This window comes from Paenibacillus vandeheii (genome assembly GCF_030433635.1).
GTDB classification, from domain to species: domain Bacteria; phylum Bacillota; class Bacilli; order Paenibacillales; family Paenibacillaceae; genus Paenibacillus; species Paenibacillus vandeheii.
In genome coordinates this window covers 22,241-45,294 of the sequence record NZ_JAROCD010000006.1, presented here as the reverse complement: position 1 = coordinate 45,294, position 23,054 = coordinate 22,241, and the positions used below count along the sequence as shown (strand labels likewise).

Below are 23,054 nucleotides of genomic sequence, written 5' to 3'. Positions count from 1 at the left end.
AGGATGCACCTCTATTCATGGATTACACGGATCCCTGCTGCAGTTGTTCTCGATATTCCTCTGGCGTGTGGCCCACCGTTTTCTTGAAAATCTTGCTGAAATAGGTGTAGTTATGATAACCCACTCTATCTGCAATTTCATATACTCTCAATTCCCTGCTCATTAGGTAGGCCTTCGCATGTTCAATCCGAACTCGTGTCAAGTAAGAAATAAAATTCTCTCCCTTATCCTGCTTGAACAATCGGCTGAGATACGAGGGATTGACATTAATTTGGCTTGCAATGCTTTGCAACGAAATATCCTCGGCATAATATTTATCGATTAACTCAATGGCCAGATCTGTGTAGGTAAGCTCCTGCATAAACTGGGAATCCGTTTTAAAATAGTACGCAATATGAGCCAGGATATCTTGATGAATATCCTCCCAATACTCACCCTTCAGAACGATTTCGTAAGGAGATTTCTCGGTAAAGGAAGGCTTAGCTCTTTCTGTAGCCCGTGATACATGGGAGTGTATTGTTTCCAACATCAGGATATACTGCCTGCGAATACTGTTCTCATCCGCTCGTAGCGTCTCCAGTTCAGAACGAATTCCTTCAAGGAAATCCGCCGCCTTTTTGTTGTCTTTACTTATCCATAATTTCAGAAAATCTCGTTCTTGCTCCGGGTTCAGCATCCCATTCACTTCTTTCCGAGCTGGAGCTCGAATTACATCCTCGTAGTACAGGATCTGGTTGCTGCCTGTGAAGAAACCCTGTCTTAAGGCGGACTCGGCTTCTTGGCATGCCTTTCTAATACATTGAAAACCGGAAACGATTGTACTTACACCCGCTGTAAGCGACAGGTTCATAAAATCCCTGATTGAAGAAAGAAGCTTATTACATAGTTTATTTAAGTCCGCATGCACAGATTTACTCTCAGGAAGTACATTGACTATAACCCAATAATCAGACGAATTCTCAACGAAAATTTCTTTCTCCCATTTCGATGGAATGATTTCTTCCATAATATTGAGTATAGAAAATCGGAGTAGTTTCTCCCCCTTCTCCACATACTTCCTCTTCGTATCCTCGTAATAGTTCACAATGAACTTGATAACAACCAGTTGATCCGATCTTATACGAAAATGCAGCTCCTCAGCTTTGGTGACGATTTCCTTCTCATTTATGAATCCGCTTACAATATCTTGAAAGAAGCTATCCTTTAGATGCCTCAGGCTCTTCGAGTAATCTTGTGCCATAGTGGGGATGTTAGTCAGGTTAACATGTTCGCTTTGCAGTTTCTGTTCAATGGTAGTCAAGAGTTCGATAAGGGAGGTTTCTGTAATCTCGCTTTTAATCAAGTAATCAGTGGCGCCTAGTTTTAGTGCTGTTTTCACATAATCAAATTCGTCAAAGTTACTTAGGATGACATACTTACAGGTTTTCAGTACTCCGGAGGACTCTTGTATTAGCTGCAGCCCATCCATAATCGGCATCTTGATATCCGTAATGATTAGATCGGGAGTCACTTCAAGCGCAAGCTCCAACGCCTCTTTTCCATTCCCCGCTTCACCAACAACATAGAAATTGTGCTCTTCCCAATTCAGCATGGAACGAATTCCAACTCGCATGAGTAATTCATCATCTACGATCATCAGTTTGTACATGAAATCCCCCGATTTCGTTAGTCATATACTTGTTCTTATCCTTCCCACGTTACCCTAACAAATCTGGCTTGTTTCGGTTTCTCAAATCATTGAGCAAGCTGCTCATATTTCATATAATCAAACTAATTCCTAAGTTTTATACAATATTAATAGAGAACGGCTTCAAAGAACACCCTTTAATTTTAAGTTTAGATTATACATAACTTGACCACTATTCATATTTACTACCGCCAGGAGGACGTATATGAACATTCCCAAAGGTACGTACGGATTTCGATTTGCCGAAGATAAAGAGCTTCAGCTGTGTGTTTTGTTTGCAGCCGGATGTGATTCTGTAACCGATCCTTCTTATCGCTGGGATGGATTGGAGCGTGCGGATGGCCCACTTCTGTTATTCCAGTACACGACCTCTGGCGAAGGTGTATTTGAGTCGAAAGGTGAAATTCACCGTGTCACCACAGGACAAGCTTTTTTGGCCGAAATTCCAGGCCCGCACCGCTATTATTATCACTCGAAATCGAAAGAGCCGTGGGAATTCCTGTTCCTGCTATTTCGCCCCAATCTGATTCTGCCCCATTGGCAAAAGTACCTTCGTGAAGCAGGAGAAGTCCCCTATCTTCCCATTGATGGTGCACCAGTCCGATTGCTGCGGATGATTGTGGCTGATGCGGCAGCAGGCAGGATCACAGATCCTCTGATCGCTTCATCTTGCGTCTATCAGTTCATGACAGAACTGGTCAGATTACAGAAAACAAACCTACGGAACAGGGAGAACTGGTCGGAGAATATACAACGTGCAGCCGAATTTATAGAGCAAAACTATTCCAGAATGATCAGCATGGATCAACTTTCTGAGCACGTTTCCCTATCCAAATATCACTTTATACGTCGCTTCTCATCCAGCATGGGCTTGACACCAGGAGCTTATCTAACTCGCATACGTATCGAAAAGGCTATTGAGCTGCTTCGCGGGACGCCCCTTAGTGTTGAATCTATCGCCGAACGCGTTGGTTACTCCAGCGGAAGCTATTTTATCAAAGCATTCCGTAACTTAACCGGTCTTACACCGGGTGAATTCCGAAGTGGCGGAGAAAGTCTTGCTTATCGTAAACTGTTCTTCGACTAACCGCAATATTGTGCTATTGGCCCTTCAAGATTACTGTGGATTATTAATAAACTCCTATACTATGATGAAATTAGCAAGAGCAATAATTAATCAGTAAAGGAGTATTACCATGAAGCATATACTTGCGGCATCAACACCGCCCCTTGGCTGGAACAGTTGGGATTGCTATGGCGCGGCTGTAACCGAAGAGGAAATCCGTGGCAACGCGGAATATATGGCCGAACATCTCAAAGATTTTGGCTGGAGCTACATCACTGTCGATATTCAATGGTACGAACCCCATGCAAATTCTTCGCAATACCGTCCATTCGTTCCGCTGATAATGGATGAATATTCCCGTCTTTTGCCTGCGGAGAACCGGTTTCCTTCTGCTGCAGGTGGAAAAGGGTTTAAGCCATTAGCTGATTACGTACATAGCCTAGGACTTCAATTTGGCATTCATATCATGCGCGGCATTCCGCGTCAAGCTGTCCACGATGCTACCCCAATCCTGGGCTCTACAGCAACTGCACGCGAAATTGCTCATACGAACTCTATCTGTCCATGGAATACGGATATGTACGGTGTGGATTCTTCAAAAGAAGGAGCACAGGCTTATTACAATTCTCTCTTTGAACTTTACGCTCAATGGGGCGTTGATCTGGTGAAGGTGGACGACATTGCCGCTTCCAGACTATACGCAACTCATCAACCGGAGATTGAAATGATCTCCAAAGCGATCGAGCGCTTAGGGCGCCCTATGGTACTGAGTCTTTCTCCAGGACCAGCCCCGGTAGAACACTCGGAATTTTTTGCTGAACATGCCAACATGTGGCGAGTTACAGATGACTTCTGGGATCTTTGGCCGCTGTTGCTGGATATGTTCGACCGCTGCCGGACATGGCAGGGCGTCCCTCAGGCAGGATGCTGGCCGGACTGTGATATGCTTCCTCTGGGACATATTGGGATTCGTTCTGTAGATGGCGGTGGAGCAGATCGTTGGACCCGATTCACGCCTGATGAACAGTTGACTATGATGTCACTGTGGAGTATTTTCCGTTCTCCGCTCATCTTCGGTGGTGAACTGCGGGACAATGACGACTGGACACTGTCACTGCTGACCAACCGTGAGGTTCTTCGTATGCATCGAGAGAGTTATGGAGCCAGAGAAGCGTTGCGGAAAGAGGATCTCATTGTATGGACAGCTCAAAACGCTGAAGGTTCCTCTTATGTCGCTGTGTTTAATATTAGTGAAAACCTGCTTCAACTGGAAATGAACTTTGCGGAAATCGGCCTTTCCGACCTTACCGAAGGTACTGAACTTTGGAGCAGAGTGCCTGCTGAATTTACAGAAAATTCGCTCCGTGCCACTGTGCCACCTCATGGTGTACGACTCTATCAATTTTATTAATTCCGAGCATGGCCCAAAACGTAACTGGAGCTAGTCTTGCAAGCGAAAAGAAATACTGTATCGTTTTTTTAGAACGGGACGATCGGTTTTTCTTTCCAGACGTAAAAAAACCGCTGACAGCCGTCAGCGGTGCCTGTTTTCTGCTAGAACTTCTGCAGTTATGGAGAATAGAACGTCCATTGCATTCATAGGAGCAGAGGTTAAGATTTTAGTTAATACATAGACTTAGGAGGCTTCATGATGAATAACAGTCCTGTACCTTGGCGAAAAGTTTTTACAGACGAAGCCACTCACACCATCACGGGCAATGTGAAGATTTACGAGTCATTTCCGATTCCACAATTGCAGACGGAGCGTAGAGTTTGGATTTATTCACCTAAGAGTTATAACGGGATACTGGAGAAGCAGATTCGAGTTGACGTTATTCCTGGTGGAACACATCATGAATCCACATGTGGCGTGCTGTTTCCTGAAGTGCATCGATGGCTGCTACAGCCATAGGATTGATATATATATAAGAAACCTCCATCCTGTAAATCAACAATAACTCTCCACCTTGCTTAAAGCTTCCTTACCTAATCGTTCTAGTCCTGTTCTTTATTCCTTTCTACAATGCGCTTTGATGTCACAAAGCGATTCATTCCCTCCCCTTTACTTAGCGAATCGTGCAGGTGTTGGACATCGCTCATCGGGGGCCGCCCGAATAATCGTGCGTATTCTCTGCTGAATTGAGAAGGACTTTCGTATCCAACACGAAATCCTGCCGTTGCTGCATCCAGGCCCTCCGTGAGTAGAAGCCTTCGTGCCGTTTGCAGCCGGATTGTTTTCTGATACTGCAGTGGGCTCATAGCTGTTACCCGTTTAAATTGCTTATGAAAAGTTGTAGGGCTCATGCTAACAAGAGCTGCCAACTCTTCGATTATTAGCGGCTCCGAGTAATCTCTGTTGATTAGATGGATGGCGCTTGAAATAACCTGGGCATAACTTCCTAACACGGAAAATTGCCTAATGAGCGCCCCTTGCTCTCCCTGCAGCACTCGATAAAATATTTCCCGGATGACGAGCGGTGACAGCATGTCAATATCCTCAGGCGTTTCTAACAATTGGACGAGGCGCAGCATCGCATCCAGCAAGGGAGGGGTTGACGAATTGACCAGAATGCTTCGCCCCGATGTCTCCCCCCTCTCCTTTGGAGAAGGGTTATATTTCTTGTTTATATCTACAATGACATCCGGATTGAGCGTCAGGGCTAAACTTAAATATGGCTTTTCCTTCGTAGCCTCAATAATTTTCCCAATCACTGGCAGATGTACAGATGTCACCATATACATACCCGGATTGAGCAGGAAGCTCTCTCTGACTAACGCCGCCGTTTTGGAACCTTGGACAATCACGTACAGCGAGGGCCTGTTGATTGAATGCGTTGGTTCTGATTCCCTGGACACACGTCGGAAGCAGAGCTCAGGAATAGCTGTTGCGTGCACACCATCGTTCGGCGCAAGCCGCGCAATTTGACGAGCTAATTCAGAAACATATTGATTCAAGACGGGTTCTCACCTCCTTTTCATTGAACCTTGTAAAAGTATTATAACCCAAGATCCAGACAGGAATAGGCAAGGATTGCGTAAGAATAGTCTACTTGGGTTTACTAGATTTTTCTTATCATGAGACAGGTAAGGAAAATATTAAATGAAAGAAGGATCCGGTTATGAAAATGAAGGATGAATTGATGTCAGGAATCAAAGGAAAAGTTATTGCCATTACAGGAGCAAGCAGTGGAATTGGCGAAGCAGCAGCCGTCCGACTCGCGGAGCTTGGAGCAAAGCTGGTTATTGGGGCGCGGAGCACGGATCGCCTTAAAGACATCGTGGCACGAATCGAAAGCCTCGGCGGAGAAGCGGTATATGTACAAACGGATGTAACAAGCCGCGAAGATCTGTCCAATTTGGTACAGCTGGCCTGCGAACGCTATGGTAAACTGGACGTGCTCATCAACAATGCAGGTATAGGCCCGATCTCTCCATTAGATGATCTTCGTGTCGAAGATTGGGTAGCGACCATTGACGTTAATACGAAGGGCGTTCTGTACGGAATAGCCGCAGCGCTGCCTGTTTTCCGCAAGCAAAGCCTGGGTCACTTTATAAACATCGCCTCTACTGCTGGATTGAAGACCGTTGCAAATCAGGCTGTTTATTCCGGTTCCAAGTTTGCTGTACGCGCAATTTCTGAGGGTCTCCGGCAGGAAGCCGGCGATCACATACGCGTTACGACCATTTCGCCAGGTGTTGTGCAGACCAACTTTATCGATGGGATACCCAATCAAAAAATAAAGGATCAGCTAGCTTCGGTTAGAGATGGGCTAGGATTACGGCCGGAAGCCGTTGTCAGTGCAATCATTTATGCGATTGAGCAGCCGTCCGATGTGGATATTAACGAAATCGTCATCCGTCCCACGGCACAACTGTAGAGCTAAAAAGTCTCAATTAAATTCACGTTAAATAGGGACTCGGTACACGGAGTAGCTGGGGGAAGCAACTTGGCCGCTTTCGCTCCCCTTCTTCTTACCGCAAATCCAGTCTATTAACAAATAAAAAACAAACGGAAGTAATGAAACCTTTTCCGTTTGTTTTGTTTTTAAGATTCAAGAATAATTAATTTTGTATAAATCATTTTAAATGAGTGACATTAGGGTTCCTCCAAGGGCACCTGTTACAACAGTAATCCAAGGTGGCAACTTCCAATAAACCAACATACTAAACAGTATAGCTGCAAAAGCAAAGTCAATGGGTGCCAAGATAGAACTAGTCCAAATCGGCTGATAAAAAGCAGAAATTAGAATACCAACTACTGCTGCATTTACTCCCATTAACGCACCTTTGACCTTTGGATTGCGACGTAGGCTATCCCAAAAAGGAAGTGTTCCTATAATCAATAAAAATGCAGGTAAAAATATAGCAACTGTTGCTAATAAACCTCCAACCCACCCATTCATCACCGTACCTAGGTAGGCTGCAAAGGTAAACAAGGGTCCCGGAACCGCTTGGGCTGCCCCATATCCGGCAAGAAACTCCTCTTCACTCAACCAGCCGGTGGGTACAAATTCTTTTTCAAGCAAAGGTAAAACGACGTGCCCTCCTCCAAACACAAGGGAACCCGAACGATAGAAACTGTCAAACATTGCAATCCAGTGAACAGAAGTCACTTCTCTTAGTATTGGAAGAAGAATTAATAAACCAAAAAATAATACTAAACAACCTACTGCAAATCCACGGGTTACTGGAAAACTAACTTTCCCATCAGATTCGTCTTTCTGGTGTCTATATATTAGGAAACCAATAATTGCTGATATAAGGATAACTCCTACCTGACTATAGGCTGTTTGCCACAATAATGTAATCACTAATGCTAACAAGGCAATTGCTTTTCGTTTTAAATCAGGTGTTAGTTTTTGAGCCATTCCTATAACAGCATGTGCAACAACGGCGACAGCAACAAGTTTCAAGCCATGTATCCAGCCTGCGTTACTTACATCTAGTCCTTGGAGAATCAATGCAAAAATAATGAGGGCAAGTACTGAAGGTAATGTAAAACCAAGAAACGAAACAATACCTCCTAATACTCCAGCTCGCATGACACCTATACCAATCCCTACTTGGCTACTCGCAGGACCCGGTAAGAATTGACATAAAGCGACTAAGTCAGCATAACTTTTTTCGTCCATCCACTTCCTTCTACGAATATACTCGTCATGAAAATATCCCAGATGAGCAATTGGCCCACCAAATGATGTAAAACCTAATCTAGTCGATACCCTTAAAATCTCGAGTAATGACTTCATTAAACTTTTTTCTTTCATTACTGCTTCATCCAATTACTTTTCTCCTTCCATTCTATAGGATTGTTATTTAATCTTTAATTTTTCGTCATTCAATTTTGATTATCTAAAACAGATGGTAACACATAAAACGATGCCTAGAACCGCATTTACAGAAACTTTACAATATTACATGCTATCCAGATAAGTATTTCGTGGAGGACATTACTTATGTAAAGAAACTCATCCACCCAGCTTAAAATGCTGAACAAACATAACATTAGCTGATTTTTGATTTGGGTGTTTCACGCACTTGACTGGCTAAAGCCATACAAAAAAAGCCGCTACATTAGCGACTTGTAACGGAACTATCTTCGTGTCCCTCGACCTAACCACGAACCTAATTAATACTTTAGTTTTTTTACCATTCTATACAACGAAATCGTCGGTTTATTCACTTCCGATGTAATTTCATACCCGAGTCTGGCATACAATTTTCCCGCCTGATGATTTTCTTTTTTAACTGTCAGAGAACTTACATTATAGCCTTGTTTAATGGCCTGCTCTTCCGCATGAAGAATAAGTTTGGAGCCGACGCCCATTCCTCTGCTTTCGGGCATTGCTGCAAGTGTTGCAATATGAAACTCCCCTTCAAATCCTTCTTTCAGAGTGATATTGGAAAATAATGCTCTTGGATGCAATAGGTTGTAAGTAATTAAGCCTAGTTTTCTGTATGACAAGAGTTGTTTCGCCGTAGCTGAGACCAATCTCTCCATAACGGTAACAGGCAAACACGTAATCATTCCAAGCGTTTTATCTCCCATTTTTGCTTCATACGCATATTCATGACTGAATCGATTGTTCTTAGACTGCCAGAGTTTATGGAAGGTAGCACCTACGATGCTTTGATTGGTTGAGCCAGCAATCGTATTTGCTATATCCCCAAGCGCCATTAGATTTAGTTTAGATCCCACAAGAGAATGTGGGGTTCCATTTACAATAGAAATATTAGTCATATAATCACTACTCCTGTCACTAAATATATAATCCTGCTATTATCAGTAAATATAATTATCGTTTATTATTTGATAGATTTTACTATCAATTAATTATACATTACTTCATTTTTGAGTGCACCGTCAAGCAATGATAGATAAAAGAACACAAAAAAGACTTAATCATTAAGGGTTTTCATGCAAATGCTTTACGTACCCTCAGTTAGCTTCTGCAAAGCTTAAATGATGATTCAATGTACATTCCTTGAAGGATTTAAACTATATGGAAATAATCACATGACAGGAATGTCCTACCTTGCGTTTCATTTATAAGATTCGCTTCTACTTCCAGAAGTAAAGTATAGTAAGAGTAAGTTGAAAATATATTTCAGGAGGCTACAGCCATGTCCCAGGAGATCTGGATTAACCTGCCAGTCAAAGATGTTGAAAGGTCAACTGTCTTTTTCAATGAGATTGGATTCCAAGCGGTGAGCGTTGGTAACGAGAGAGCCAAGCTTGTCGTAGGCCAAACAACGATTCTGCTGTTCCCGGATGCGGCGTTTGAGAAGTTTACAGGTTCAAAAATCGCAGATACTTCCCAAAGCGCAGAAGTAATATTTTCCATTGGTGCTGAAAGCAGAGAAGAAGTAGATACTTTTATTCAAAAAGTAGAGTCTGCCGGAGGAAACATCTTTGGCAAGCCGAGTGAAATGGACGGCTGGATGTACGGCGCAGGATTTGCCGACCTGGACGGGCATCGCTGGAACCTGCTGTACATGGATGAGAGCAAAATGCCGAAACACTAACATGAAAAACGCCGATGACCGGCGTTTTTTTATATCCCCTGTAATCTCATATCTGTCATTCCAATCAAGATCGTTGCTTGGAAGGAAAAATTCGCGGGTTAAAGAACTTAAGCAGTTTATTGAATCACATTCTTATAAAGGTAGGTACTTCACCATAAAAAAACCGGCTGTATGGCTACAGCCGGCTCTCTGCTAAATCAGGTACGGTTATTTGTAAGTGTGTGCTCGATACTATTGTGTTGGTGATGGTGAGGGTATGCTCTGCGCCGTTTCGATCTGCTGTAGATCGACGCGGAACTGTTCCTGTACGTTGAAGGGATGATACAATCCCTTGGCAATCGCATATTTGCTGATCTTTTCATGCGTATCGATTGCCTGTTCCAATTGGCGTTCCAGAACACCCTTGATTTCCGGTGTGACGCATTCCGTTACGGCCATCGCCAAATTCCGGACGCCGCTCTTGGCCGTGGCCAGAAAGTCCATGGCGATCACATCATCTGTCATTTTGTTCATGCCAGTCATGTATTCCAGTACAGGATTCATTGCAGTGTCTCCATTCCTTTGGTCATTATTGCGGACAGCTCGGCCAGCTGATCAGACGACATGGCGGCATCCTGCTGGAGAATAAGCTTCAGCTCGGGGTCCGTGACCAGCGCCTGCATCGTCTTGGACTTCGTCATGCAGACCGTCTTGAAGGCAGCAATCTCATGCACCTCCAAGGCTTCATGCATTGCATACGTTGGGTTCATCTAGTACTTCACTCCCTTGTTTAATCAGCTCTTTACGGCTTTAAAATAACTTTAATGCAGTTATCTGTCTTCGTATCAAACATTTCATAGCCGCGTTTGGCCTCACTCAGCGGAATCACGTGCGTAATGATATCGGCCACGTTGACCTTCCCTGTTGTCACCAGTTCATACATGTAGGGCATATAATGAATAACCGGTGCTTGTCCGGAGCGAATGGCTACATTGCGCTCCATGATATCGCCCAGCGGAAATCCGTTGTAACGGCCGCCGTATACGCCGGTAATTTGAATGGTTCCGCCCTTGCGAACCGCTTGGGAAGCAATAATTATCGCGCTCATGGTTCCGCCTTGCAGCTTCAGACCGCTCGCCAGGAATTCGAGATCGCTCATCTTTCCGTCCATGCCCACCGCATCGATGACCACATCCGCTCCACCCTTTGTAATTTCCTTCAGGTAGCTACCGACATTTTCATGATGCTCAAAATTGACGGTTTCGACGTTATTATTCTTTTTGGCATGCTGCAGCCGGTAATCTACATAATCGACAGCGATAACCCGCTTCGCTCCTTTAAACCAGCAAAATTTCTGAGCAAGCAGTCCAACCGGACCGCAGCCAAGCACGATCACCGTATCGCCCTGTTTCACGCCCGCATTATCAACGCTCCAAAAAGCGGTTGTCATCGCATCGGCGATCAAAGCAAGGCTTTCATCCGGCTGCTCATTGCTTTCAGGAATTTTAAAATGCGTAAAATTGGCAAACGGAACCCGCAAGTATTCGGCCTGCCCGCCAGGAAACCCACCGGTCGTTCCCGAGTAACCGAAGTATGCTCCCATATCTCCGTTATCATTAGAATTGTCGCACTGGCTCTCCAGTTGATTTTTACAGTAAAAGCATTCACCACAAGCAATATTGAACGGGATAATGACACGGTCCCCTTTTTTCAGCTTAGTGACTCCGGGTCCGACTTCCTCTACGATCCCCATCGGCTCATGCCCGATGACGTAATCCTCCTGCAGATTGGGAATCATGCCGTGAATCAGGTGTAAATCGGAGCCGCAAATGGCGGTGCTGGTCAGCTTGACGATCATGTCGTCCGGCTTTTGAATTTTCGGATCAGGGACGTCTTTGACGACAACGTTTTTGACTCCTTGGTACGTCACTGCTTTCATCATGCCTGGCTTTCCCCCTTATGCTCATCCGGCGTCCTGTCAAACATCCCTTTGCGCGACGTATCTCCCGGAAACAGGTTCATTCCGGCAATCATGGCCGTATTTTTGGCGGAAAGCTGGTCCAGCTGATATTGTTCGTTCAGCTCATATGGATGAAACCATTTTTTTCGAATCATGAGCTCAGTAATTTCCTGGTGAAGGGCAATGCCCTGTTTTAACTGCTTTTTGAGCAGTTCTCTTGCATCGGACGATACGGTTTCGGTCAGGGCAACGGCGGTGTTCCGTACCCCTTCCTTGGCTCGAAGCAGAAAATCCATGGCGAATGTCATGTCGGCCATTTCAGGCATGTTAAGCGAATTGATCGGATCTAAATAATCGCTGTTCATCAGGTCATCACCTTTAATTTAGAATGGGAGTAGGTTTGCTTTCGGGAACCGGAGCCTGGAATGGCGCTCTTTGATAGAGCGCTGTCAGCTCACTGATATCCACCGTGGATTGTTCTACGTCTTTTTGCATGAGCATCTTCAATTCCTGGTCGAAAACGACCCCCTGCATCAGCTTGGACTTTGCCGCACAGAGCGTCTTGAAATTCAGCACTTCATGGAGATCTAGCGATTCATGCGGGGCGAGTGAAATATCTTTCACGTTTGACTTGCACCTCCTTCATTGAACACGGATGTAAAATTAGGTTATCCCTCTGCATAAAGCTTGATTCGGGCTTCTCCTCCTATACCGCATATAAAAATATTCCAATTATGGATGTCCAAAAAAATATGGCATACCCGTTTCCTTCACTCGTAAAAATGTAAGCTTTTTGTAAGAATGAATTAATAAAAATTCAGGATTTGCTCTCTACAATTAAATTATATCGATTGATATTATTTAATTTTACGAGGAGGACAACAATGAGTTTAACAAGGAAGAGAAACGTACTTAGCTTCAGGAAGTCCCTGTTGGTGTTAGGGATCTTCGCATTATTAATTGCATTAACGGGAGCAGGTACCGGTTATGCAAGCATCGAGCCTGTGACTAGGCAGACATTGGTACTGCAGCATGCAACAATCGTGGACGTAAGGTCTGGAAAGTTAACTAACGATCAGACGATTATCATTACGGATAATAAGATTAGTCACATTGGAAACAGCGCTCAAACGGCGATTCCCATTTACGCGCAAGTACGTGATGCAACGGGCCAATACGTCATTCCTGGTTTGTGGGATATGCACGTCCATTTGGAAGATAACTATAAAGACGCCTTCCCGCTTTTTCTGGCTAACGGAGTAACCGGAGTCAGGGAGATGGGGGCAGCTCTGAAAAACGTCGATATATGGAAAAATAGCATTCGAGCCGGTATGACGGCCCCACGTCTTGTTTATGCGGGTTCGACCCTGAATGGAGGTCCAGCTGACGATGCCCCTCACATGTTCTACTTGGAAACAGAGGAACAAGCACGCAAAGCCGTACGTCTCAATGCGGTCAAAGGAGCGGATCATATCAAGGTATACTCTTGGTTGCCGCGTCCTCTGTTTTTGGCGGTCATGGATGAAGCCCGGAAGTACGGCTTGCCAGTGGTTGGTCATTTGCCGGTAGAGGTACGGGCCAGCGAAGCCGTTCAATTGGGGTTTAAGAGCATAGAACATCTGCACGGTTTGTTTATTGCCACTTCGAGCATTGAAGATGATATTTTCAAGCATGCAGACATGAGCGATTTGCTTGGTTATTCGCTGGCAGAGATCGAGGCCTCCCAGGCCTATGATTCCGTAAAGGCTAACAAGCTGTTTAACACATTCAAAGAAAAGGAAGTCTGGCCTGTACCCACCATGGTTACTTATTTGAATATGGCCAAAACCGAAATCGATCCGCGGTCCACATATGTACCGACTGCCGTGCAGGAGCAATGGGCCGAAGTGATTCGCTCCACGCCTCCGGAACAAACGGAATTAATGACGGCCATCAATTCTACAACGCCAGATATGGTCAAAAAGCTGAATGATGCTGGCGTGCCTATGCTTGCAGGTACCGATTCCAGTTTCGAAATGACCAACTTTATATACGGCGTTTCCTTGCATGATGAACTCGAATTGCTGGTGAAAAGCGGCCTGTCCCCGCTACAGGCATTGCAGACGGCAACGCTGAATCCTGCACGATACTTGGAAAGAGAGCAGGAACTGGGTACCGTAGAAAAAGGAAAGCTCGCCGATCTTGTGCTGCTTGAAAAGAACCCTCTGGAGGACATTCGAAACACAACAAGCATCTCTGCGGTTGTCTTGGACGGAAAACTTATCGAAAAGAAGACCTTGGATCAAGCAGTTAAAACATACCCCGTGATGAAGGTTGCCGATATGAAAGAACCGGAAAGATCAGACTCGTCTGACACTAAGTACATCCTTCATAATCATTAATGCGTAACTGAAGTAGGACGAAAAGCCGCAAAATAGCGACTTTAAATAAGTTGTTGTACACCAAAAGATCTCTTCAGTAGTGAAGAGATCTTTTGGTATTTTACATATAGCTGTCTTCTGCAATTCAAAAATTCAATGACTCGCCTGCTCAGCTATTATTCAGAAATTGTCGGTTCACCTGGCTCCTCATTTGTAAGAAGCTCTGGACTCACGGAATGTCGTTCGAACTTAACTGCATCAACCCTCGTATAGATCATATCGGCCGGAAGCGTTGGCGGGTCTACCGTTGTTGGAGTCTCCCTCGTTAAACGAACATATTCGCTGCCGTCTCCTGTAAAGTCGAACGTTCCTAGATTAACCCAACCCGATGAGCCGACCGTTGCATCGATATACGTCACCTCGGTACCCGTCTTATGCTTCACCTCCACTTTGACATGATTATCGTTTGCCGTCGTATGGACGAGTTTGAAGATGGAGACCGTATATTTCCCCTCCGGAAACTGGCCTTTCCACGTTGCTGATGATCCTTGTACTGTAGTGTAACGCGACTTAACCCCAATTTTGTATCCAGCTAGATTGCTTTGGTTCCAAGACCCTTCTGTCGTGTACAACCCTGTTGTATTTGTACTGTCGACGATAACCGTTAGGTCCTTGATCGGTATGGTCAACGAAGGAGTTGTTAAGGTCACTCCGTCAATCGTTACTGTGGCCCATACCTCAATGTGATCCGTTGCCTCATCGAGATTTAGAAGGGTTAACTTACCGCTGCTATCCACTTCAGCCAGATCCGTACGGTCAACGAAATACTGCACATTGGCCTGTGTCAGATCACCGATCAAACCGTTATCCAAATAGCCGGTTACGCTCAGCTGTGCGTTTTGAGTCATCTGCAGCTCGTTCCGATCGGACAGGATCACCGCCGATTCCAATTGCGGTATCCTGTTTGGGTCCACCCACATGATCGCATCGGCAACGACCCTTGACTTGTTGGCCTTATTGGTTAGTTCCACGTAGCCGCTATCGCCTGCCGCAAAAGGATAGTCACCTAGATGTACCCAAGTACCATTGGCCGTTGTTTCATCAACGGTAACCGTCTCGGAGCCCCCGCTATAATATACGGTAAATGAGGCATTCGTCGCCCAATTTTCAGTCGCAGCCGTTATTTGCGGAAGCTTGTAATACACACTGTAAGTAACACTTTCCGGCAGTTCTGGCCGCCATTTCATTTTGCTTGTCGCTGTGCCGGCTGTCGATTTGGCATACACATAGTTATCATAGTAATAGTCGTTAGCCGTCGTATCCCTTATCCAAACCCCTTCTGTCTCCGCCTCCGTATTATCCACAATGATCGATGAACCATCCGGACCATCGGGTTGGACTGGAGTTTCCGTTACCTGATCGGGCAGATAGAGTGTCCGCTTGCGGGTCTGTTTCCCTTCCGATTCCACATAATACGTGAAGGTTTGGGATAAATCGTCCACCCGTATCGACCATTCCATCGGATATATCGTATCTGGGATGGTTGTATATGTAGCCCCGCCATCCAAGGAATAATGGATTGTCGCTGGTTTCGTCGTTTTGGCCTGCACATAAGCATCATAAACCGTTTCGTCAGGCTTGACGATCAGCATGCCTTTAACCGCATCGATTGGACTATGGGTATCGAAGAAATAGCTTGCATCCGATGGATCAGCCGTTCTAACCTGATGCAGCGGCACATCAATATCGAGTCCCTCTACAATGATAGCGGTGATTCCCTTGCTTGAAACCGTGGCTTGAATGATTCCGCCCCTCATAACCGCTTGTTCTGGTGTGCCATTATCGCGGATGATCGTTACGTTATAATCTTGTGCCGGGTTGAACCCAATGATCTGTTCATTCAATTCGATCGGAGTCTGAACTTCTTCTGACGATGCGTTGCTTAGCCCGATGTAGAATTTATCCCCGCTCTCACCCGTTATCCAGTTCAATTGAGGATGGTTGGTCTGAATAATCCCCTTGGGCATCCAAAGCCAAACATCCGAATTACCATAAAATTGACCTGGTTTATTCCCATAGAGGTGATATTTGAACCATAAAAAATTCGTTTCGAATACGGAAGGAAATGTAATACTCCCGTTCGATTTCAACGTTTGTTCGCTGATCAAATAATCCATCGTTTGCCCGAGCTGCCCCGGGATATGGTGATAATAGATGGATGTAGCCCCGCTTGGGCCTTCCAAAGGAAAATCGGGTTCCAGTTGGCTAACGGCAAAGCCCTTATAGTAATAACCTGGATAACTGGAATATCGACCAATAACCGCATTATGAGCAATATCCTGCAGCAGTTTATCACCTGTATAGAGCGACAACCTCAGCATGAATGGAGCTTCCTGGGCATTCATCCGATAATAACCGGTTGTACTTCCAGCTTCAAACGTCAATCCGCTCGGTGAAACGAGCCATCGTTCCGCTTGTACGCCTCCGGCTATATCTTCTGGAAGCTTGAGCCTAGGATATTGAAATTTTCCGCTTTCCGGCCAATGGAAAGACTCAGCATAGTTATATGTCTCAGGCTGCGGAATCGTAACGTTCCCTTCAGGAACTGGACGAGCAACGAACATGGTTGCATACCGTTTGGCTTCCTTATAAGCGGCATCCAAGTATTTGGGATCCTGAGTTTCCTCATAAAGCTCCAAGATCTCCATCCACAGCTTGCTATAATAATAAATGAACTCATTTTTACTCACATTCACGGATGCAGGCGTATCAATATGCTGCATGATATAGCTATCGGCTGCATCCTTGGCAGCTTGCAAATACTGTGCATCTCCCGTCATACGATACATCATCAGCGGCTGAATGACAGGGCCTCGGTCTTTCTGGTCAGGATCACGCACGAGGTACTCTTCCTGTGCCATCGCCTCAATTCCTGCCGAAGTGCCCATCATCTGATTCACTGCGGCTACGCTTGAAACATCGAACGGCAGAGCAGCCATTTTCCATAATGAAGGCACGCCGTATACATTCTTCTTCGTCGGCGACCATCCGATGCCATTTCGCGAAACGCCATACTGGACGGATGGCAATGCTCTCGTATCATAAAGCTGGTCATCACCGCTCAAATAGTAAGCTCCCAGAAGAACCGCATTCGAGCTTGTTCGAACGCTATCCTCGTTTTCGATATCAATAAAACCCTTGGCTCGGCTCCACCACCCGCTGGGTGACGGGACATAATCAACAGAGTCGTCCCCTTGCGGCTCTATCTTAAGCACATCAATCATATTGAACATCGCGTCAGTAAGCGACTGCTCGGAGACATTTTCCCGGTATGCCGAATATCCGTACTCACTGCGAAGAATATTCGCGTAGGACTCATAAAGTTTGCTGCGTTGAGCGATTAACCCAATATGAAATTGGTAGGTGCTCTCTGCGGTCATTTGCGAATAAGACCCCAGTTGAGGGGCATACAGGATCGGCTGCACGCTGCCTTCGTTATTGACCAAGCTCATGCCCAGCCGTTGTTTCGTCACACCTCCCGTCGGTTCAAATTCAACCGGAAGCTTATCTGATGGTACAAATACCCCATACGTCAAAGGATTCCCCGCACCGTCATTCTTCTCAACCAGACTCATTGGAGCGCTCAGCTCCCTCAAGCTTGTTGATTCCACCGTACCTACCATTTTGGCGTGCGACCTGAATCCACTTAACACTTCATTGATGCCCGAGACGACCTCTGTTGTGAAGGACTGATATCCAATCACATAATTGCCATCGCGGCGAGGTGTAAAGGCGAAGGAAACATCAGGTTTGTCCTCTGCCATAGACCAGTTCACTTCAAAATCGTAATCACTGCCATGCGAAGAATCGGTCAATACCGCTGTGTGGCTGTCGGGAAAATGAATTCCGTCGAATGTAATCCAGCGTTTGTTCATCGTATCGTAGTAATTGGTTAGGCTCCCCGCATTCCCATCCAATAAAACCCATTGCTCCTCAAGTCTTTCCGACACATTATTTATGGGCATCCAGTTTCCTGTGTCCGTGTTCTTGTAGAACATGTCACGAACGATGGATTTGCCCCCATCCCATGCTGCTTCATAGAAGGTCGCTTTATAGTTTTCATTTTCGATGCTGCCTTTTTCTGTGTAACTGAGATTCTCTAATGTGCGGCTGCGCAGCGGAGGCAATGGTGGTGTTTGCTGCCGGATATTTCCTTCGAACTTGACCGCATCAGCCCGGGTAATAATCTTGCCCGTCGTAGGTTGAGTTCGAGTCAGCCTGACAAATTCGGTATCATCACCACTAAACTCATACTCCCCCAAATCCACCCATCCGACGGATGGACCCGACGAAGGTCTCAGATCCATAAACATGACATCCGTAACCCCGTTGTGAACAATCTCAATCTTTACATTACTATCTGCTTTATCCGCCCAATCCAGCTTATAGAACGATATTCTCGCCTTCCCTGCTTCCAAACGCGGGTTCCATGTGATGCTTCTGCCTACGGCGTCCGTATATTTGGAACTGGAATTATTGTATCCCTTCACTCCCGTACTTGTGTTCCAATAAGGAGCGGAGAAGCCGTTAGTGGTATTGCCCGAATCAACAGTAACGACATTATCAATCGTAAGGCTCCCATCATCAATGATGATCGTCTTATGTGGCTCTTTCTGCCTTATATTCCCTTCGAACTTGACCGCATCAGCGCGCGTAAGGATCGTGTTCGAGGTGCTGGTAGAGCGGGTCAATTTAACAAACTCTTCACCAACCCCTGAAAAATAGTACTCTCCCAAATCAACCCAACCCGCAGGATCGCCAAATGAGGGTCTCAGATCCATAAAGACTACATCCGTCGTTCCATTATGAACAATCTCAATTTTTACATTACTATCTGCTTTATCCGCCCAATCCAGCTTATAGAACGATATTTTCGCGGTTCCTGCTTCCAAGCGTGGATTCCATGTTATCGTTCTGCCTGCTGTACTCGTATATTTGGAGCTGGAATTGTCATACCCCTTTACCCCTGTGCTTGTGGTCCAATTTGGAGCCGAATATCCATTGTTCTCGTTATCTGGATCCGGTGTCACAACATCATTGATCTTGATGCTTCCGTCATCGATGATAATCGTTTGATAAGGTAAGGTCTCCGCATAAGCAGCCCTTATTCCAGCCAGGCTTAAAGGAACTACGATCGTCAACATGTAAACGATTGAGAAAAACAGCCTCCTTTTAACCATATAACTCACAGCCTCTCCTATTAATGATAACGCTTCCAAAAAAAGATGTCCCTTTGCTAAAATGATCGTAAAAAAAGAAATTAACATTATCCTTCTGGCTAATCCCGCTCTATCGTTTCTATCTTAGCATGTCACATCACCGTGAAATTTCTTTCATTTTAACAATTTCTTATAAGATTTTAAGTAAAAAAAAGAAACCTACATCCGAATTGATTGCTCCGTTGCATTCAGATAGAATATAGGTCTTCCAAGTGGACTAATTCATTATAATGGCGGCTGCACCAATAGCAATTTCCCAAGCTGAATGACCGTTTGATCATACCAAGCTGGATGCTGCCGAACATGCTCCATACTTCGTTCATTTCCGGCTGCCTCAAACACGGCCACTTTGTCTGTCTTCTCGTGATCAACTTCGAAACGAATTGTATGTTTCCCGTTTGGTAGCTCCGGTAAGAAAACATACTGATTGCGATTATGATCGTTATATGGTGTGAATCGATCAATAAGGAAGGGTTCCCCTCCATCCACAGACACCTTCAATCTGCCGGAATCCGGCCCCCCGATATCGAATAATCCGATGTGAGTTCCCTCAAACTCCACTGTGATCGTCTCTCCGGGATCGACTGCTCGCCATAGACCGGGGAACAACCAATCGTAATCGCGCACTAAAGAAAAATCATCAGGGGTCATGTAAGACCACCCTGCGGAAAAATGAGTAAAAATATCCAGTGGCAGCATGGTTGCATACTCCCAAGGATTGGCCGGGACCAAAGGGTCCTGCGGCAAGTGATGTTCGACCTTTCCCAAGTGATCTCGAAGTTCTCTCATTTTCTCAAACGACCGTGTGATTGTATCTGTGTAAATCTGATGTCCTTCAGGAATCGTTGGATGGATGGAATCATGTGTAAAAATAACGGCTCCGGGGATGGACACGTCTTCCCTTGAAGTAAAAATAAGCTTTCCATCTGAAACCAATCGACTGACCGCTACACCCAGATGAATCGAAGGAATACCATAATAGTCGGCGACTTCATCTTGCATAAGAGCTCCCTTCTGGTATTCGCCGGATTGAAATGAGGTCAAATCCCGCTCCTTAACCGTATATACAAACAGGATATCCGTAAAACGGCTCCGCTTGCGGATCTGTCGGACAATTCCTTCGATTCGCGCTTTGGATTCGGGAACTCCCCCATCGTTTCCAACAAATTCAACAAATACGAGATCAGGCTGATGACTCAGTACATCGGTCTCCAAACGGGCGCAGCCGAGGTCCGATCCTGTCCCATCAATGCCTGCGTTCACAGCGCGGATATCCGCATGGGGATATTGCTCTCGCAGCCAATCCGCCGTCATGGCCCGGTATCCTTCAGAACGCGTATTACTGCCGCCAAAATAGACGATTGTTACGGTTTCCCCATTTTCCAACTTTTGAATGACATTAGGCAGCCCTCTTCGAGGGAAAAATTCCTTCATCGTGACTTCACCCGCCCTCACTTAGCGTTTTTGGGAGCAAAAAATTTTACAGCAAACACTTCATAATAAGGCGAACCATACGTTGCACAGAAATCAAACCGGATTCGGGTTACACCTTTTGCATGCACCTGATGTTTATTCAACGAAAGATAATTACCACGGATATTCATTTCACTCTCGGTTCCGTCTTCTAAAGTTAAGGTCACATCATAATCTTGGATCAATGGCTCGATCGGATCGTCAAAATGCTCCAAATTCAGCTGCGAATTGAGAACAAGATGGATTTCATCCAGATTCTTGGGGCTTGCAAAACCAAATTCCAACCATTCCTGTCCTTCGGTACGTTCAGAAATCCAACTGTTTGGCAAACCATAAGGTCTGGAGAAGCCATTGACGACATTCTCAGGATGATACATATTTTGAGATGGCAATAGGTCTTTGAAGCAAATGCTTTTATTAAGCTTCTTCAACCTGGAAGGCACTTCTGGTCTATAATGGAAGCTGACCGCTCCTGTCAACTTCTCTTCATTGCCTTGTACGGCAAGGCTCGCCGGGCCTTCCAAAACGATGTAGATTTTGTCGTCAGCCGGCTTCGCGCAGCCCAGGTCCAGCGTAATCCAGTCATCATGGCCCGCTGAAATAAGCAAGTGATAGTCTTTCAGCTCGCTGGTGGGAATATAGTTTTCCTTCCGCTCCCCGCCAAACAGCTTTACATGCAACGTTTCCGCATGCTCGGACCTGTTTTTAATTTTGATTCGCACGCTTTCAGCCACCGATGTCTGAATTGGCAATACCAAACATAACGCTTTATCCAATGAGATCTCTTCAGTTGGCTCAGGATTATCATAGCTGCGCTGAGACGAGGCACGAATCGTTAAACCGTCAGCGAAATAAGGTTCCAACTCCGCTTGAAGCCCTACAATCGTTTGCCCGTCTCGAAGCAGCTGCGTTTGAAGCTCACCCATATGGTTTTTGACCAAGGACGTGGGGTCTGTCTCATATTTCAAGCATAACGCAGCAGCCGTTCCTACCGCCTGCCCCATACAACCGCAGGTTGCCATCACCCTTGTAGACCCAAAAGCTACATGGGTAGCGCTTATATTGCGGCCAGCGAACATGAGATTGGGAACATTGCGTGAAAACAAGCTACGGAAAGGGATATTATACAATCCCGGCACGAAATTCCACGCTGTAGCCGGCCCTTCATCGTAGATGCCTTTATTCGCATGCAGATCCATATACCAGCCCCCGACGGATACCGCATCTTCGAAATGAGTCTTTGCTGTAAGATCGTTCTGAGACAGCATGTGTTCCCCGATAAAACGTCTCGACTCCCGCTTTCCCGGAATCGGGCATACATAATCCAAGATGAGATTGTCTACATCATCAAACTCGCCGCTATTTTTGATATAATCCCAGATTCCATACACCAATTTCCGCAGTTCCAATGCGATGTCTTCATTATTCTTGATAATATCCATATGTCCGCCGTATTCCAGCCACCACAATCCGCCAAGCCCATTGATTTTCCTTGGAAAAGACCGATGGTTTAATCCTTTTCTGATACTATCGAAAAACTCCAGCTTCGTGATATCATACGCAAAGCCAGGCCTTTTGTAAGGAACGGAATAGTTTACGTCACGGGCTTGAAACAGAATCGTATCGCCCATCGTGTAATGATCCGCCACTTCTGGAGCAAGCTCCTCCTTGTATTCATGCTTCGCCTCTCTTCCCCATCGGAAGTCAGCACCTGCTTGGTATCCAACAATTCCATCACCGGAGCAATCGATATAGGTTGGGCTTTCAAAACGGAATTTTCTTTCGGAAGCCAATTGAAGGCCTTCCACCCATTTAATTCTGCCGTTTTCCATGCCCGTTTCATGTACACATGTATTCAGAAATAGAGAAATGTTAGGCTCATCATAAACCATGTCGAGCAAGACCGTATCCGAAAGCGAAAGCATAAGCTTCTTGTTGTATAACGGATTATAATGAAAGATCTTCAGCTTGAGTTCTTCTACCAACCCGCCCTCGCGGGCATAATAGGATGGACTGTTTCCGAGATATGCCGACCCGTTGATATGAACTCTGACCTCGCTGCTCGCATTTCCCCCAAGCACCGGCCGATCATTAATAAGTGAAACCTGCAGACCTTGGCGTGCAGCTGCAATGGCAGCGCATATCCCTGCAATACCTCCACCTACGACGGTTACATCTGCTTTCATAAGCTCCATTTTGATAACCTCCATGATTAGATGCTTCT

General features: G+C 45.5%; 18 protein-coding genes. 6 read left to right on the top strand and 12 right to left on the bottom strand.

Annotation, left to right across the window (positions count from 1 at the left end; genetic code table 11):
• Positions 1 to 22: 22 nt before the first annotated feature.
• Complete coding sequence (locus tag P5G61_RS12780) at positions 23 to 1,648, bottom strand: helix-turn-helix domain-containing protein (RefSeq protein WP_301246823.1); 1,626 nt, start codon at positions 1,646 to 1,648, stop codon at positions 23 to 25.
• A 244-nt stretch (positions 1,649 to 1,892) separates the two neighbouring features.
• Between P5G61_RS12780 and P5G61_RS12775 the strand changes: the two genes are divergently transcribed.
• From P5G61_RS12775 to P5G61_RS12765, 3 genes are all read left to right on the top strand, one after another.
• On the top strand, positions 1,893 to 2,774 hold the full coding sequence (locus P5G61_RS12775; protein WP_301246822.1) for an AraC family transcriptional regulator: 882 nt from the start codon (positions 1,893 to 1,895) through the stop codon (positions 2,772 to 2,774).
• Between the two features lie 109 nt (positions 2,775 to 2,883).
• Complete coding sequence (locus P5G61_RS12770; RefSeq protein WP_301246820.1) at positions 2,884 to 4,164, top strand: glycoside hydrolase family 27 protein; 1,281 nt, start codon at positions 2,884 to 2,886, stop codon at positions 4,162 to 4,164.
• A gap of 240 nt (positions 4,165 to 4,404) precedes the next feature.
• Positions 4,405 to 4,665, top strand: coding sequence for a hypothetical protein (locus P5G61_RS12765; protein WP_301246818.1), 261 nt, complete (start codon positions 4,405 to 4,407; stop codon positions 4,663 to 4,665).
• 83 nt (positions 4,666 to 4,748) lie between these two features.
• On the opposite strand, the gene P5G61_RS12760 is transcribed toward P5G61_RS12765, so the two are convergent.
• Positions 4,749 to 5,708: an AraC family transcriptional regulator gene (locus P5G61_RS12760; RefSeq protein WP_301246817.1), complete on the bottom strand. Its 960-nt coding sequence runs from the start codon at positions 5,706 to 5,708 to the stop codon at positions 4,749 to 4,751.
• Positions 5,709 to 5,872: 164 nt separating this feature from the next.
• Here P5G61_RS12760 and P5G61_RS12755 point away from each other — a divergent pair, with 164 nt between their 5' ends.
• Entirely contained in the window at positions 5,873 to 6,631 is a 759-nt protein-coding gene (locus P5G61_RS12755; protein ID WP_301246816.1) for an SDR family oxidoreductase, read from the top strand.
• A 204-nt stretch (positions 6,632 to 6,835) separates the two neighbouring features.
• On the opposite strand, the gene P5G61_RS12750 is transcribed toward P5G61_RS12755, so the two are convergent.
• Together P5G61_RS12750 and P5G61_RS12745 are read right to left on the bottom strand one after the other, a co-directional pair.
• Positions 6,836 to 8,002, bottom strand: a complete 1,167-nt coding sequence (locus P5G61_RS12750) for a chromate transporter (protein ID WP_435874176.1) — start codon at positions 8,000 to 8,002, stop codon at positions 6,836 to 6,838.
• Positions 8,003 to 8,382: 380 nt separating this feature from the next.
• A complete protein-coding gene (locus tag P5G61_RS12745) occupies positions 8,383 to 8,994 on the bottom strand; it encodes a GNAT family N-acetyltransferase (protein ID WP_301246814.1) in 612 nt (203 codons plus the stop codon).
• Between the two features lie 383 nt (positions 8,995 to 9,377).
• Between P5G61_RS12745 and P5G61_RS12740 the strand changes: the two genes are divergently transcribed.
• Positions 9,378 to 9,779, top strand: a complete 402-nt coding sequence (locus P5G61_RS12740; RefSeq protein ID WP_301246813.1) for a VOC family protein — start codon at positions 9,378 to 9,380, stop codon at positions 9,777 to 9,779.
• 231 nt (positions 9,780 to 10,010) lie between these two features.
• Here P5G61_RS12740 and P5G61_RS12735 read toward each other — a convergent pair whose 3' ends face one another.
• From P5G61_RS12735 to P5G61_RS12715, 5 genes are read right to left on the bottom strand one after another with little or no spacing between them, the layout of a single operon-like run.
• The gene (locus P5G61_RS12735) at positions 10,011 to 10,322 is read right to left on the bottom strand and encodes a spore coat protein (protein ID WP_079345245.1); all 312 of its coding nucleotides are present in this window, start codon (positions 10,320 to 10,322) and stop codon (positions 10,011 to 10,013) included.
• A complete protein-coding gene (locus tag P5G61_RS12730) occupies positions 10,319 to 10,528 on the bottom strand; it encodes a hypothetical protein (protein WP_079345243.1) in 210 nt (69 codons plus the stop codon). Before P5G61_RS12730 ends, P5G61_RS12735 begins: the two co-directional genes overlap by 4 nt.
• Positions 10,529 to 10,560: 32 nt before the next feature.
• Entirely contained in the window at positions 10,561 to 11,697 is a 1,137-nt protein-coding gene (locus tag P5G61_RS12725; protein ID WP_079345424.1) for a zinc-dependent alcohol dehydrogenase, read from the bottom strand.
• Complete coding sequence (locus P5G61_RS12720; protein WP_006210206.1) at positions 11,697 to 12,083, bottom strand: spore coat protein; 387 nt, start codon at positions 12,081 to 12,083, stop codon at positions 11,697 to 11,699. The genes P5G61_RS12725 and P5G61_RS12720 overlap by 1 nt, the downstream gene beginning before the upstream one ends.
• A 13-nt stretch (positions 12,084 to 12,096) precedes the next feature.
• Positions 12,097 to 12,342, bottom strand: coding sequence for a hypothetical protein (locus P5G61_RS12715; protein ID WP_024629944.1), 246 nt, complete (start codon positions 12,340 to 12,342; stop codon positions 12,097 to 12,099).
• Positions 12,343 to 12,602: 260 nt separating this feature from the next.
• Here P5G61_RS12715 and P5G61_RS12710 point away from each other — a divergent pair, with 260 nt between their 5' ends.
• Entirely contained in the window at positions 12,603 to 14,099 is a 1,497-nt protein-coding gene (locus P5G61_RS12710) for an amidohydrolase family protein (RefSeq protein WP_301246809.1), read from the top strand.
• Between the two features lie 155 nt (positions 14,100 to 14,254).
• Here P5G61_RS12710 and P5G61_RS12705 read toward each other — a convergent pair whose 3' ends face one another.
• The 3 genes from P5G61_RS12705 to P5G61_RS12695 form a co-directional block, all read right to left on the bottom strand.
• A complete protein-coding gene (locus P5G61_RS12705) occupies positions 14,255 to 19,282 on the bottom strand; it encodes a golvesin C-terminal-like domain-containing protein (RefSeq protein ID WP_301246808.1) in 5,028 nt (1,675 codons plus the stop codon).
• A 300-nt stretch (positions 19,283 to 19,582) separates the two neighbouring features.
• Entirely contained in the window at positions 19,583 to 20,791 is a 1,209-nt protein-coding gene (locus tag P5G61_RS12700; RefSeq protein ID WP_301246806.1) for an SGNH/GDSL hydrolase family protein, read from the bottom strand.
• A 17-nt stretch (positions 20,792 to 20,808) separates the two neighbouring features.
• Positions 20,809 to 23,040: an FAD-dependent oxidoreductase gene (locus P5G61_RS12695; protein WP_301246805.1), complete on the bottom strand. Its 2,232-nt coding sequence runs from the start codon at positions 23,038 to 23,040 to the stop codon at positions 20,809 to 20,811.
• Between the last annotated feature and the right edge of the window lie 14 nt (positions 23,041 to 23,054).